Origin of the sequence: Kribbella soli, assembly GCF_004331345.1 — a bacterium.
Classification (GTDB): Bacteria; Actinomycetota; Actinomycetes; order Propionibacteriales; family Kribbellaceae; genus Kribbella; species Kribbella soli.
Map to the genome: position 1 here is coordinate 1,593,193 of NZ_SJJZ01000001.1, position 13,206 is coordinate 1,606,398.

General features: G+C 69.2%; 15 protein-coding genes and 1 riboswitch. Of the genes, 6 read left to right on the top strand and 9 right to left on the bottom strand.

The window, feature by feature from the left end; all coding sequences use genetic code 11:
* Positions 1-119 precede the first annotated feature (119 nt).
* Entirely contained in the window at positions 120-884 is a 765-nt protein-coding gene (locus E0H45_RS07900; protein ID WP_131335611.1) for a hypothetical protein, read from the top strand.
* Here E0H45_RS07900 and E0H45_RS07905 read toward each other — a convergent pair.
* The 4 genes from E0H45_RS07905 to E0H45_RS07920 all read right to left on the bottom strand — a co-directional run bounded on the left by E0H45_RS07905 (position 881) and on the right by E0H45_RS07920 (position 4,481).
* Entirely contained in the window at positions 881-1,555 is a 675-nt protein-coding gene (locus E0H45_RS07905) for a hypothetical protein (RefSeq protein WP_131335613.1), read from the bottom strand. The genes E0H45_RS07900 and E0H45_RS07905 overlap by 4 nt on opposite strands.
* A 140-nt stretch (positions 1,556-1,695) precedes the next feature.
* Complete coding sequence (locus tag E0H45_RS07910; RefSeq protein WP_131335615.1) at positions 1,696-2,526, bottom strand: helix-turn-helix transcriptional regulator; 831 nt, start codon at positions 2,524-2,526, stop codon at positions 1,696-1,698.
* Positions 2,527-2,584: 58 nt separating this feature from the next.
* Complete coding sequence (locus E0H45_RS07915) at positions 2,585-3,958, bottom strand: L-serine ammonia-lyase (RefSeq protein ID WP_131335617.1); 1,374 nt, start codon at positions 3,956-3,958, stop codon at positions 2,585-2,587.
* A gap of 79 nt (positions 3,959-4,037) precedes the next feature.
* A riboswitch (glycine riboswitch) is annotated at positions 4,038-4,130 on the bottom strand.
* Positions 4,128-4,481, bottom strand: coding sequence for a DUF3817 domain-containing protein (locus E0H45_RS07920; protein ID WP_131335619.1), 354 nt, complete (start codon positions 4,479-4,481; stop codon positions 4,128-4,130). It overlaps the preceding riboswitch by 3 nt.
* A gap of 98 nt (positions 4,482-4,579) precedes the next feature.
* Here E0H45_RS07920 and E0H45_RS07925 point away from each other — a divergent pair, with 98 nt between their 5' ends.
* Positions 4,580-6,010 (top strand): alpha/beta fold hydrolase, encoded by a 1,431-nt coding sequence (locus tag E0H45_RS07925; protein WP_131335621.1) that lies wholly within the window; start codon positions 4,580-4,582, stop codon positions 6,008-6,010.
* Between the two features lie 4 nt (positions 6,011-6,014).
* Here E0H45_RS07925 and E0H45_RS07930 read toward each other — a convergent pair whose 3' ends face one another.
* The 3 genes from E0H45_RS07930 to E0H45_RS07940 form a co-directional block, all read right to left on the bottom strand.
* Positions 6,015-6,242 carry a hypothetical protein gene (locus tag E0H45_RS07930; RefSeq protein WP_131335623.1) on the bottom strand — a complete coding sequence of 76 codons (228 nt, stop codon included), beginning with the start codon at positions 6,240-6,242 and terminating at the stop codon, positions 6,015-6,017.
* A 178-nt stretch (positions 6,243-6,420) separates the two neighbouring features.
* Entirely contained in the window at positions 6,421-7,851 is a 1,431-nt protein-coding gene (locus E0H45_RS07935; protein WP_131335625.1) for an aminopeptidase P family protein, read from the bottom strand.
* A gap of 43 nt (positions 7,852-7,894) precedes the next feature.
* Positions 7,895-8,656 (bottom strand): GntR family transcriptional regulator, encoded by a 762-nt coding sequence (locus tag E0H45_RS07940; protein ID WP_131335627.1) that lies wholly within the window; start codon positions 8,654-8,656, stop codon positions 7,895-7,897.
* A gap of 91 nt (positions 8,657-8,747) precedes the next feature.
* Here E0H45_RS07940 and E0H45_RS07945 point away from each other — a divergent pair, with 91 nt between their 5' ends.
* Genes E0H45_RS07945 through E0H45_RS07955 form a run of 3 tightly spaced genes read left to right on the top strand, consistent with a single transcriptional unit; the run spans position 8,748 to position 10,941 of the window.
* The gene (locus E0H45_RS07945) at positions 8,748-9,500 is read left to right on the top strand and encodes a LamB/YcsF family protein (protein ID WP_131335629.1); all 753 of its coding nucleotides are present in this window, start codon (positions 8,748-8,750) and stop codon (positions 9,498-9,500) included.
* Positions 9,500-10,105: a 5-oxoprolinase subunit B family protein gene (locus tag E0H45_RS07950; protein ID WP_131335631.1), complete on the top strand. Its 606-nt coding sequence runs from the start codon at positions 9,500-9,502 to the stop codon at positions 10,103-10,105. Before E0H45_RS07945 ends, E0H45_RS07950 begins: the two co-directional genes overlap by 1 nt.
* On the top strand, positions 10,102-10,941 hold the full coding sequence (locus E0H45_RS07955; RefSeq protein WP_131335633.1) for a 5-oxoprolinase subunit C family protein: 840 nt from the start codon (positions 10,102-10,104) through the stop codon (positions 10,939-10,941). Before E0H45_RS07950 ends, E0H45_RS07955 begins: the two co-directional genes overlap by 4 nt.
* On the opposite strand, the gene E0H45_RS07960 is transcribed toward E0H45_RS07955, so the two are convergent.
* The gene (locus E0H45_RS07960) at positions 10,931-11,431 is read right to left on the bottom strand and encodes a VOC family protein (protein WP_131335635.1); all 501 of its coding nucleotides are present in this window, start codon (positions 11,429-11,431) and stop codon (positions 10,931-10,933) included. The genes E0H45_RS07955 and E0H45_RS07960 overlap by 11 nt on opposite strands.
* A 37-nt stretch (positions 11,432-11,468) precedes the next feature.
* The gene (locus tag E0H45_RS07965; protein WP_131335637.1) at positions 11,469-12,449 is read right to left on the bottom strand and encodes a GlxA family transcriptional regulator; all 981 of its coding nucleotides are present in this window, start codon (positions 12,447-12,449) and stop codon (positions 11,469-11,471) included.
* 70 nt (positions 12,450-12,519) lie between these two features.
* Here E0H45_RS07965 and E0H45_RS07970 point away from each other — a divergent pair, with 70 nt between their 5' ends.
* On the top strand, positions 12,520-13,158 hold the full coding sequence (locus tag E0H45_RS07970; protein ID WP_131335639.1) for an HD domain-containing protein: 639 nt from the start codon (positions 12,520-12,522) through the stop codon (positions 13,156-13,158).
* The last annotated feature ends 48 nt before the right edge of the window (positions 13,159-13,206 follow it).

Below are 13,206 nucleotides of genomic sequence, written 5' to 3' on the forward strand. Positions count from 1 at the left end.
GTCTGGTTGCGGGTTGCGGTGCGGAACCGGAGCCTGCGCCAAGTCCTGTCGCGACTTCTTCCAGTAGTGCCGCGCCCGCGCCGGCGTCATCGGTGCCGGCTGCGGGACCGTTGAGTGCTGTGGGCTATCAGGCCGAGCTGACCCGGATCGACCAGGTGCTGGCCGGGCCGGCGCGGGCGCTGACCCGGGTCCGGACGGCCGAGGGTCTGAGCGAGGCGGTGAGCACGCTTGCGGAGTCGCTCAACACGGTCGCGATCCGGCTGTCCGCGCTGACGGTGACGTCCCGGCTGACCGGCGTACATGCGCTGCTGCAGGAGCGCCTCGGTGTGGCGGCGACGCGGCTGACGAGCTCGGTGGAGAAGACCGAGGAGGACGCGCGCTGCGGTGGTACGGCGTACACGTCGCAGAAGGTGCAGCGGCAGTTGCGTGCTGACCTCAGCACCGCGCTCGTGCAGTTGCAGCGGCTCAAGCTGACGTTCGGCCGGACGCTGCCCGACCCCGGGCGTGCGCCGGAGCAGGTGCAACCCGACAACGGCGAGATCCTGGTACGGCGTGATCCGGAGGGGATGGGCCGGCTCAAGATCACCAACGGTACGACGAAGGACGTCGCGATCTCGATCATCAGCGACGGCAAGCCACCGGGTGCGCCACAGGTGATGGTGTACCTGCGGGCGACGCAGTCCGCGACCGTCAACCGGATCGGCGGCGCGTACCGCCTCTACTTCAAGAGCGGCACGGACTGGGACGCGGAGCGCCGCAAGTTCCGTTCGGACTGCTCGTTCAAGAAGTTCGACCAGACCTTCGGCAAGAACCAGGCCTGGCAGATCAACCTGCAACCCCGCCCAGGCGGCAACGCCGCCACCACCGAGGTCGAGGCGTACTAGAGGCCGAGCTTGTCGAGCAGGCCGCCGATGATGCCGCCGAGGAGTCCGGGGTCGTCCGGGTCGTCGGGCGGCGGCGGTGGCGGGGTCGGGGTGGTGGTTGGCGGCGCGGTGGTGGTCGGCTTCGTGGGGGGCGCGGTCGGAGTGGTCGACGCGGTCGGGCGGCTCGTCGGGCGGCTCGTCGGCGCGGTGGTCGCGTTGGTGGGGGGCGGCGCGGTCGGGACCGTCGGAGGTCGCTTGGTCGCGGGCGGGGCCGTGGGTTCGGTGGTCTCGACGACCTGCGGCGTCGCCGTCCCGGGGACGAGCGTCGGGTACGGCGTACTGGCGACGCCGACCGGAACCTGCGTCTCTCCCGGCTTGGTTGCTGTCGGCAACGGCGTCGCAACGGCACTGGGTGTCACCGAGGGGGTGGCGGCCGGCGCCGGGGTGGTCCGGGGCGGGAGTCCAGGGATGTTCTGCGTCGGCTCGCCGGGCTGCGGGCCGGCGATCGGCGCGGCCGGCTTCGGTCCGCCGCCGGGCAGTGGCAGGAACCCGGCGCCGATCCGCGGGCCGCCGAGAAGGGCGATGAAGACCAGCACGAGGTAGCCGAGCACCAGGACACCGGCGCCGGCGGCAGCCTGGCGACGACGCCGCGGTTTCTGCCAGGGCGGGCGGCGGGAAGCCGTGACAGACATCGGATTCACAAGACTCGGAGAGTATCGGTTGATGAGTCGTTTCAAACAGCCCTTGGAAGAAATTCCACGTCAAACAGAAACGTTTCGGGAATTCTGTGCCACTTACGCAGCCGTAGGAATGCAGTGCGTTAGCTGATCAGTCAGAGCAAGGCCTGGAGGCCGATCACGGACAACAGTCGGAGTTTCTCGGCGGCCTCGGTGTTCGGGGCGGCGGTGTAGACGACGATGCGCAGGTCGCTGCCCGGGACCGCGAGCACGTCACAGTCGATGTCGAAGGTGCCGACCTCCGGGTGCCGGATCGTCTTCCGCTCACTCTGGTGGAAGCCGACCAGCGGCTGGTCCCACAGTTGCGCGAAGTCGACGTACCCGGCGCGAAGTTCCTCGATCAACGCCCGGAGGTCCGCGTCACGGGGGTACCGGGAGAGGGACGCACGCAGGTCGGTGACCATCGCGTTCCGGAAGTTCTGCTGCTGCTCCGGCGTCATGACGATGCGGTCGCCCGGCTCCACGAAATGCTTGTAGATGATGTTCCGCCGCCGCCCGTGCGACTGCGAGGGGTCGCCGATCAGCGCCGCGAACAGCGGGTTCCAGGTGATCATCGTCCAGGCGGCGTCACAGACGCACAGTGGCGCGCCCTCCAGTTGGTCCACGATCCGCTGCACACCTGGCGGGATGTACGCCGACACTTGTCCGGGCGACGGCTCGACCTCGCCGGCGAGCACGAACAGATGGTTGCGCTCGGCATCGGACAACCGGAGCGCGCGGGCCAGCGCGGTCAGTACCTGGGCCGACGGTGAGTCCGACCTGCCCTGCTCCAGCCGGACGATGTAGTCGACCGACAGCCCGGCGAGGTGCGCCAGCTCCTCGCGCCGCAGCCCCGGCGCCCGCCGCTTCCCACCGCAAGGCAGCCCGACCTCCGAAGGCGTGACCCGATCACGCCACGCGTGCAACGTCCTGCCGAGCTCGCCCATGTCCTCCAGTATTCCGGGCGGGACGCATTTCAGCCTGGTACTGCCATTCCCAGGGTGACTAGCATTCGATGACGTTGACGGCCAGGCCGCCGCGGGACGTCTCCTTGTACTTGATCTTCATGTCGGCGCCGGTCTCGCGCATGGTCTTGATGACCTTGTCGAGGGTGACCACGTGGACGCCGTCACCGTGCATCGCCATCCGGCTCGCGTTGATCGCCTTCACCGACGCCATCGCGTTCCGCTCGATGCACGGGATCTGCACCAGCCCGCCGACCGGGTCGCAGGTCAGGCCGAGGTTGTGCTCCATCGCGATCTCGGCGGCGTTCTCGACCTGTTCCGGCGTACCGCCGAGCACCTCGCACAGCCCGGCGGCGGCCATCGAGCAGGCCGACCCGACCTCGCCCTGGCAGCCGACCTCGGCACCGGAGATCGACGCGTTCTCCTTGTAGAGCACGCCGATCGCTGCGGCGGCCAGTAGGAACCGGACCACGCCGTCCTCGGTCGCCCCTGGCACGAAGCGCCGGTAGTAGTGCAGTACGGCGGGAATGATGCCGGCGGCACCATTCGTCGGGGCGGTGACGATCCGGCCGCCGGACGCGTTCTGCTCGTTGACCGCGAGCGCGAACAGGTTGACCCAGTCCATCACCTTGAGGGGATCGACCGACCACGGGTCCTGGCTGAGCTTCTTGTGCAGGGCGTGGGCCCGGCGCGGCACCTTGAGGCCGCCGGGCAGGATGCCCTCGGTCTCGCAGCCCTCGCGGACGCAGTCCTGCATCACCTGCCAGATGTGCAGCAGCCCGTCCCGGACCTCGTCCTCGGTCCGCCAGGCGAGCTCGTTCGCGAGCATCACCTCGCCGATCGACAGCTGCGACTCGCGACACCGCTCGAGCAGCTCCGCGCCGGTGGTGAACGGGTACTTCAGCGGGGTCGTGTCCGGCACGATCCGGTCCCCCGCGGCGGCGGTCTCGTCGACGACGAATCCGCCGCCGACCGAGTAGTAGGTGCGCTCCCGCAGTACCGCGTTGTCCGCGTCGCGGGCGACGAACATCATCCCGTTCGGGTGGTACGGGAGCGCCTTGCGGCGGTGCATGAGCAGGTCGGTGTTCTCGTCGAAGGCGATCTCGTGGGTGCCGGCCAGCAGGATGCGGCCGCGTTCGCGGATCGTCTCGACACGGGCGTCGACCGAGTGCGTGACAACGGTCTCCGGGTCAGCGCCCTCGAGGCCGAGCAGGACGGCCTTGTTGCTGCCGTGCCCGTGCCCGGTGGCGCCGAGCGAGCCGAAGAGCTGGGCCTCGACGGTCGTCGTCGCGGCCAGCAGGCCGTCGTCGGCGAGGCCGAGTGCGAAGGTGCGGGCGGCGCGCATCGGTCCCACGGTGTGGGAGCTCGACGGGCCGATCCCGATACTGAACAGGTCGAAGACACTGATCGCCATCGTGTGGAGGTTCCTTCCGGTCGTCGTTGACCGTTTGGTGTCCTCCCCGCTCTGTCAGGCGGATGCCTTCCAGAGGTGCCTCGCCCGCGCGGTGAAGGTGCCTGAGAGATTCTTGGGGAGAGTTGCTCCTACGGCGCCCGGTTCGTGTCCGGGTCTCTCCCGCACGGGTTCATGCGGCTGTTGAATTCACTGACGTTGTGGACGGTACGGCGGTCTCCGGGCCGGCGTCAATCCGGCCCGTGCGGACTGCCCAGATCTCGAAGAACCAGGTGAACAGCGGGGGAATGCTGGCTGCCAGCGCGGCCAACGTGACCGGCCAGGACCACCGCAACGGGCCGCGCACGGCCAGCACGGTGACCACGTAGGCGATGAAGATGCCGCCGTGGATCGGGCCGAAGATCTTGACCCCGATCTCGTTGTCGGACAGCACGTACTTGAACAGCATCCCGATCAGCAGTCCGGTCCACGAGATCGCCTCGGCGATCGCCACCGTCCGGAACCACGCCGCATGTTTGGTACTCATCAAGGCCCGACCCTAACAAGTCCCCCAAGCCGTGCTCCGGGTCGCACGGGGGCGGCTCCCTGATGCCTGCAGCAAGCGATTGCCGAAGGATCGGCGGCATGACGTTCACCCAGCGCGCCGTCACCGGCGCCGTACTGCTCGGCGTCGCGGCCGCCGGGCTGACCACGCTCCCAACAGCAACAGCAACAGCAACAGCAACCACGAACCGGGTGCAGTGGACCGACTGCAAACCCGAGGGCAAGGACGACCCGACCGAGGTTCTCGGCTCGCAGTGCGCGACGCTCCGGTTGCCGATCGACTGGCGCGATCCCGGCGGTCCCACCTTCGACCTCGCGATCGCCCGCCGTACGGCGAAGGTGCCGAGCGAACGCGTCGGCGTCCTCGTGTTCGGACCAGGCGGTCCTGGCGACTCGGGAGTCGACCGGATCAAGACCGGGATCGACCGGTTCAGCACGGACGTGCAGGACCGCTTCGACATCGTCAGCTTCGACCCGCGCGGTGTGGCGCGCAGCAACCCGGTGCGCTGCTCGGCCGAGCTCCTCAACAAGCAGCCGTCGCCGATCATCAAGAGCGCGGCCGAGTTCACCTCCACGATCACCTACAACCGGCAGCTGGCCACGGACTGCCGGGAGCACACCGGGCCGCTGTACGACCACATCGACACCTGGCAGACGGTGCGCGACGTCGACGCGGTACGGCGAGCGCTCGGCGAGTCCACGATCTCCTTCCACGGCAGCTCGTACGGGACGCTGCTCGGAGCGCAGTACGCCGAGACGTATCCGAACCGGGTCCGCGCGATGGTGCTCGAGAGCGTGAGCGACCACAGCTCGTCCACGACACGGGACTTCCTCGACGATCAGGCGGCCGCGGTACAGGACTCGTTCGACGAGTTCGTGAAGTGGTGCGACGCCACGACGACCTGTGCACTGCACGGTCGCGACATCCACGCTCTCTGGGCGGATCTGCTCGCGAAGTCGCCTGACCCGTTCACGCTGAGCTTCGCCGTGTTCCGGGCGCTCTACCAACCGCAGTGGTCCGCGCTGGCCGAGATGCTGAAGGCGGGCGGCACTCCCCCGAAGCAGGTGCAGACGGGAGTCGCGCCGTACCCGCTGGCGGTGTTCTGTCAGGACTGGAATCTGCCTGTGCGCAGCTACCGCGAGTACGCCGGACATCTCCAGCGGCTCGCACGGAACAACCAGGACCTGCGCTACCCCGGTCAGCTGATGGCTGTGTCCATCTGCCTCGGCTCACCGCCCGCGAACAACCCGCAGCACCAGCTGAAGGTCCGTGGGCTCAAGACGCCTGTGCTGCTCGCCAACGCGATCCACGACCCGGCCACCGGCTACATGTGGGCGCAGAGCGTGGAGCGTCAGCTCGGACGGTACGGCGTACTGCTGACGTACGAGGGCTGGGGACACGGGAGCTACACGAAGAGCCCGTGCATGAAGAGCACGATCGACAACTACCTGATCGCACGGGACGTACCGAAGCGCGGCAGCAGCTGTGCCGCCGTACAACCCGCCGGGTGACGGGTCAGACCGGTACGCCGGTCACTTCGAGCACCCGGTCGAGCTGATCACCCCGAACCAGCCGGCCAGACATCAGCCGGAGCTCGGCGCAGGCGCTCTCCAGCGCCTGCGTCTGGGTCCGGCAGTTGTCGACGAACCAGAACGGATCGTCCGGTTGCGGATCGTCGGCGTCGTCGATGTCGGCGTACCAGTGCCGGCTTCCGCAGTACATGACTCGCACTCGTAGGTTCATGCTGACTACTCCCCGTACCCGGGACCCTGGGTCCCCCCTGGACCCAGTCCGGGGCCGACTCGGCTGGCGCGGGCTCCGCGGCCCCCCACTGCCACGCGCCGAGCCGAGTTCGACCCTCCCCCGACCTGTACATCGTCGGGGAGCGACGAACGTTACTGTTCGTGACTGGTAATTTTGATTACCGCCCGCTGAGGTGGGACTTGGTCCACTGCTCGAGGCCGTCGGTGGTGATCGGGAGGTCCTCGGTGAGGATCTCCAGCCGGTCCTCGTGGACGACGACGTTGTCCTCGATCCGGATGCCGATACCGCGCAGCTCCGGCGGGACGGTCTCGTCGTTCGGGTGGAAGTACAGCCCCGGCTCGACCGCGAGCGCCATACCGGCCTCGATGGTGCCGGCGAAGTACGCCTCCGGCCGGGACGCGTCGCAGTCGTGCACGTCGAGGCCGATGTAGTGACCGGTCCCGCAGACGATGTACCGGCGGTGCTGCTGCCCGTCCGGGCCGAGCAGCTCGTCGAGCGAGACGTCGAGCACACCCCAGTCCCGCAGTCCTTCGGCCAGCACCCGCAGCGCTTCGTACTGGAAGGCGCGGTACGGCGCTCCCACCTTGACCGCCTCCAGCGAGGCGAGCTGTGCCTTGTGCACCAGGTCGTGCACCTGCCGCTGCGCCGCGGAGTACTCGCCGCTGGCCGGGAAGGTACGGGTCACGTCGGCGGTGTAGAGCGTGCGGGTCTCGACGCCGGCGTCCAGCAGGATCACGTCGCCCTCGTTCACGGCGCCGTCGTTGCGGACCCAGTGCAGCACCGGCGCGTGGTTGCCAGCAGCAACGATCGACGCGTACCCGACACCGTTGCCCGCGGTCCGCGCGCGCCGGTCGAAGGTGCCCTGCAGCCAGCGCTCGCCGCCGCCGCGGATCGCCTCCGGCAGCTCCCGCGCCACGTCGCCGAACGCGAGCACGCTCGCCGCGACGGCTTCACGCAGCTGGTCGAGCTCCCAGTCGTCCTTGATCCGGCGCAGCTCGGCGAGCGTCTGCCGCAGCGCGTTGCCGTCGGTGGGCGACGTCCGTACCAAGGCGTCCAGCATCGGCTCGACACCGGGCACCGACAGCATGAACGGGACCGCGCCCCGGACCGCCGCGGGCAGCTCCTCGATCGGGCGGCAGGCGATCTGCAGCGCGTCCGACCAATCCTTCAGCCCCGGCACCGGGCCGATCCACAGCTCGCCGTCGCGGGCGTTCGAGAAGAAGTCCGCCTCGTCCGGCCCGGCCGTCTCGCGAAGGTAGAGCGTCGCGTCGCCGTCCGCCGAGATGACCAGGACGGAGCCCTCGGCCTGGCAACCGGTCAGCCAGACGAAGTCGCTGTCGGCGCGGAACTGGTAGTCGGTGTCGTTCGACCGGACCGGCGCACGACCGGCCGCGAGCGCGATCCGGCGTCCCGGCAGCGCGGCGGCGAGCTTGCGCCGATGCTCCGCAGCGGCCTCGGCGAGCCCTTCCGGCACCGACACCGAGCGGTCGACCGGCCCCCAGCCACGCGAGACGAACTCCCGGAATCCCTTGGCGTCGATAGGACGGTAGGACTTCGGCGTCTGGTCGGTCCGGGCGTCATCGGTCATGAGCTGAGCTCCCCTTTGCAGCTGACGTTGTCAACTCATCAACTCAGGTTGTCCTGGGCGCGCGCAAGCCCTTATCTCGGAACGCCGCGAGGATGCCCTGTTCAGAGTCGAGCAGGTATTGGTGCAGGTCGGCAGCGGCCTGCTCGTACTTGCGGGCCTCGAGCAGCTCGAACAGCCCGCGGTTGCGCGCGATGTACGGCTCGTGCAGCTCGCGCGGAGTCGCGATCACATGGAAGAGGAGTCGCAGCTCTGCGAGCAGCCGGCCGGTCATCGCGTCCATCCGTGCGCTGTCGGCGAGCCCGATCAGGTGCTGGTGGAAGCGCATGTTCGCCGTACCGACAGCCGGCCAGCGGTCGGCGCTCGCGGCGGCCTCGGCAGCTTCGACATCGTCGTGCAGGGGGTCGAGCCGGCCGGCCGGGAGCTCCGGATCACGGTCCGCCAGACCGCGTACGACGTCCACTTCGAGGACGCGCCGCAGCCGGTACAGGTCGATCACGTCGTGCTCGTCCAGCTCCGGCACGAAGACGCCCCGGTGCAGCTTGTAGACGAGCAGACCCTCGTGAGTCAGCAGCCGGAAGGCCTCGCGCAGTGTGTTCCGACTGACCTCCAGGACCTCGGTCAGCTCGACCTCGGAGAGCTGCGCGCCGGGCGGCAACGCGCCTTCGGTGATACTGCGGCGCAGGATGTCCGCGGCGCGCTCGGCCGAACTGCTCCGGTCCAGTCGCGCGACGTCGGCCGCGACGGTCCGCAGCCACGCCTGTCGCCCAACGTCCGATCCAGTGTCCTCGGCCCCACCCGTACTCATGTCCGCATCATCTCAGCTGGGCAGGAAAAGTGGAACAAGCCTCTTGCAGGATTGTTCAACAATCCCTACGCTCGGGGCCAGGAGGTGGCACATGGACCTCAACGCGGACATGGGTGAAGGATTCGGCTCCTGGTCGATGGGCGACGACTCGGCGCTGCTCGATGTCGTCACCAGTGCGAACGTGGCCTGCGGCTTCCACGCCGGCGACCCGTCGATCATGCGCCGGGTGACGGCCGAGGCGGTCGAGCGCGGCGTCGCGATCGGTGCGCATGTCGGGTACGCCGACAAGGCCGGCTTCGGGCGCCGGTTCGTGGACATCGAGCCCGCCGCGCTGCGCGACGAGGTGGTGTACCAGATCGGCGCGTTGGACGCCTTCGCCCGGATCGCGGGCGATCGGGTCAGGTACGTGAAGCCGCACGGGGCGCTGTACAACACGATCGGCCACCACAAGGAGCAGGCCGCCGCGGTCGTCGCGGCTGTCGCGGAGTACGACAAGACCCTTCCGGTGCTGGGGCTCCCTGGCTCGGAGTGGCTCCGGCTCGCGGCCGAGGCCGGTCTGACCGCGGTGCATGAGGCCTTTGCGGACCGCGCGTACACGCCGGAAGGCACGTTGGTGTCCCGGCGCGACGCCGGTTCGGTGCTGCATGACGCGGACGAGATCGCGTCCCGCTGTACGGCGATGGCGACCGGGCAGCCGATCCGCGACATCGCGGGTGGCTCGCTGCTGGTCGACGCGGCGTCGATCTGTGTGCACGGCGACACTCCGGGAGCTGTGGAGATCGCCCGCCGGGTGCGTGGCGCGGTGGAGGGAGCGGGCGTGACCTTGCGCCCGTTCACCGGCTGATGCGACTTCTCCCCTCGGGTGATCGGGCGTTGCTGGTCGAGCTCGACGATCTCGACGAGGTGCTCGGGTACTACACGGCGCTGACCGCGGATCCGCCGGCGGACGTCGTCGACGTCGTACCGGCCGCGCGCACCGTGCTGGTCACGACGTCGGGCAGTCTCGACGTACTGTCTCGAGCTCTGCGCGCGGTGACCCCGATCGCCGGGGCGCAGACGTCGGGCGACCTGATCGAGATCCCGGTCGTCTACGACGGCGAGGATCTGCCGGACGTGGCGCAGCTGCTCGGATGCACGGCGGCCGAGGTGGTCGCCCGTCATACGGGGGACGAGTGGACGGTGGCGTTCTGCGGGTTCGCGCCCGGGTTCGGGTACCTGACGTCGGCCGGCTCGTGGGACATCCCGCGGCGGGAGTCGCCGCGGACGAAGGTGCCGACGGGCGCCGTCGCGCTTGCGGGAGAATTCAGCGGCGTGTATCCCCGTGAGTCACCGGGCGGGTGGCAGTTGATCGGCCGTACCTCGGTGCGGATCTTCGACTCCTCCCGGGAACCCGCCGCGCTGTTCCACCCCGGGCGCCGGGTCCGGTTCGTCGACGCGGGTCGTGGATGAGCAGCCTGACCGTTCTCGAACCGGGGCCCTTGGCAACGATCCAGGACCGGGGACGATCCGGCCAGGCGGCGCTCGGCGTACCGGCGTCGGGTGCTTGCGACCGGTCCGCCTACGCACTTGCCAACCGGCTGGTCGGCAATCCTGACGGTGCGGCCGCGATCGAGGTGACGTACGGCGGTCTGGTGGTGCACGCCGACACCGATCTCGTGATCGCGATCACCGGAGCGCCGTGCACCGGCGTACCGCTCAATGCGCCGACCACGCTGCGCGCGGGTCAGGTCTTGCGTCTTGGCGCACCGTCGAGCGGACTGCGGACGTACGTCGCCGTCCGCGGCGGCATCGACGTACCCGCAGTGCTCGGCTCCCGCTCCACTGACTTGTTGTCCGGTCTCGGGCCGGCGCCGCTCGTCGCGAATCAGACGCTGCCGGTCGGCTCGTCGGTCGAACCGATGCCCGGCGTGGACCTCGCTCCCGTCGCGCATCCGGCCGACGGGACGGTCGTACTGCGGGTTACGCCGGGACCGCGACGCGACTGGTTCACCGACGCGGGATGGGCGTCGCTCGTGTCGCAGCTTTATCAGGTGAGCAGCAACAGCAACCGCGTCGGCGTACGGCTCGACGGGGAGCCGCTCGAACGCGCCTGCACCGGCGAACTCGCCAGCGAAGGCATGACGAGCGGCGCCATCCAGATCCCGCCGTCCGGTACGCCGGTCATCTTCCTCGCGGACCATCCAGTCACCGGCGGGTATCCGGTCATCGCGTACATCGCCTCGGCGGACCTGGACGCGTGTGCCCAGGTCCGCCCCGGCCAACCGGTGCGGCTGCTCAGTTCGTAGTCCGCCTGCGCATCTCGTCGGCGAACGTGTCCTGGGCGATGCGCATCTTGGCGGCCTCTTCGGGGTCCCCGAACAGGGCCGGGATGGTGCTCGGGTCGACGTCGTCGACGTGGGTCTGCAGCCACCAGATGTTGCCCAGCGGGTCCCTCACCCGGCCGCCGCGGTCGCCGGTGATCCCGGAGGACATCAACTCGGTCACCACGGTCGCACCGGCATCGATCGCCCGCTGGTAGGTCCGCTCGACGTCGTCGACGTACACGCTCAGGAAGCTCGGGGTGTCCGGCCACTCCGGAGCCGCGTCGAACGTCATCAGGACCGATCCGCCGACGGTGATCTCGGCGTGCCCGACCGTGCCGTCCTGGTTCGGGAACCGTCCGCTCGTGCGGACCTCGAAGGTCTGCTCGACGAATTCCAAGAACTTGTCGGCACCCTTCACCACGACGTACGGCGTGATCGTCGACTTACCGCCTGGGATCTGCTCTGTTGTCATTCCTCCAGTCTGGACGAGGTAGCGGACAGGTTCTGTCCTATACGCTTTTGAACCGGCGAAGGTACTCCGTTGGCGTCGCGCCGAGGTGACGGGCGAACGCACGGCGCAGGGTCTCGTCGCTGCCGAGCCCGCTGAGACGGGCGGCCGCGGTGATGCTGTGCCCGTCGAGCAGGAGCTGCTGCGCACGGTCCAGCCGCACGCGTTCGACCCAGCGGCCAGGCGTGGTGCGGAACTCGCTCTGGAACAAGCGGGTCAGGTGACGCGGGCTGACCGCGGCCGCGGCGGCAAGGTTCGGCAGCGTGTGGTCGCCGGCGGGATCTGCAACGACTGTGTCGGCGATCGTGCGCATCAGCTCGCTCCGTGCCGGCGGAGTCGCCATCGCGGTCGAGAACTGCGACTGCCCTCCCGGGCGCTGCATGAACACCACGAGCTCACGCGCCACCGCTCTGGCCGTGTCGGCGCCGTGGTCCGCTTCGACCAGGGCGAGCGTGAGGTCAATGCCGGCACTGATCCCGGCCGAGGTCACGTACCGCCCGTCGGTGATGTGCAGCGCATCCGGAACAACCTCGACCTTCGGGTACTGCCGAGCCATCGCCGCCGCATGCCGCCAGTGCGTCGTCGCCCGCCGCCCGTCCAGCAGACCGAGAGCGGCCAGCACGAACGCCCCACTACAGACCGACGCGACCCTTCCGGCCTTCGCCGCCAGTGCCGCCGTTACGTCCAGCACCGCGCTCGGCACCTCATCCACGAGGTGATCGGCTCCAGCCACGACAGCTGTGTCAATCACCCCGGCTTCTTTCGGAGTGATCGTCCCGGCCAGCATCAACCCCGACGCAGCAGTCACCTGGCCACCCACCGCAGACACGAGCATCGTCTCGTACTGCCCGTTCCCCACCTGGTTCGCCTGGTGGAGCACCTCGAGCGGCCCGGTGACGTCGAGCAGCGTCACGCCGTCGTACACGACGAACGCGACCCGGCGGCGTGTCCGAATCTGTGGTTCATGTGGCGATAAGGACATGGCACCAGCGTAGCGATTCCCGCGAACCTGGAACCACTGAGCCCAGCGTTGCCACTGTGAAAGGACCACCATGACCGAGGAGATCGCCGGCATCCGGATCCCCGACAGCACGCTCGCCCGGGACGCGACCGAACTCGTCCGCGAGGCCGCGTCATCGCTGCTCTTCGACCACTCCCGGCGCGTGTACCTGTTCGGATCGCTCCGCGGCCAGGAACAGGGCCTCGAGTTCGACCCCGAACTGCTGTACGTCGGCGCGATGTTCCACGACCTCGGTCTGACCGAGCGCTACCGCCGTCCCGACCAGCGCTTCGAGATCGACGGCGCCGACGAGGCCCGCCGGTTCCTCCAGCGGCACGGCATCACCGGCGACGCCGCCGACCGCGTGTGGACGGCAATCGCCCTGCACACCACCCCGGAGATCCCGCTGCACCTGCCCGCCGAGATCGCCCTCGTCACCCGCGGCGTCGAACTCGACGTCCTCGGCCTCGGGTACGACGCCATCACCGAGGCGCAACGCAACGCCGTCATCGACGCCCACCCGCGCCCCGACTTCAAGAACCGCATCCTCGAGGCGTTCGCCGAAGGCATCCAGGACCGCCCGGCGACCACCTTCGGCAACGTCAAGGCGGACGTTCTGGAACACTTCGTGCCCGGCTTCCACCGCACGGATTTCGTGGACGTCATCAAGAACTCCTCCTGGCCCGAGTAGCCCGGGGGTTCCTTGTCCAGGAGGCCGGGGACGGGCCAGGATGGGCGG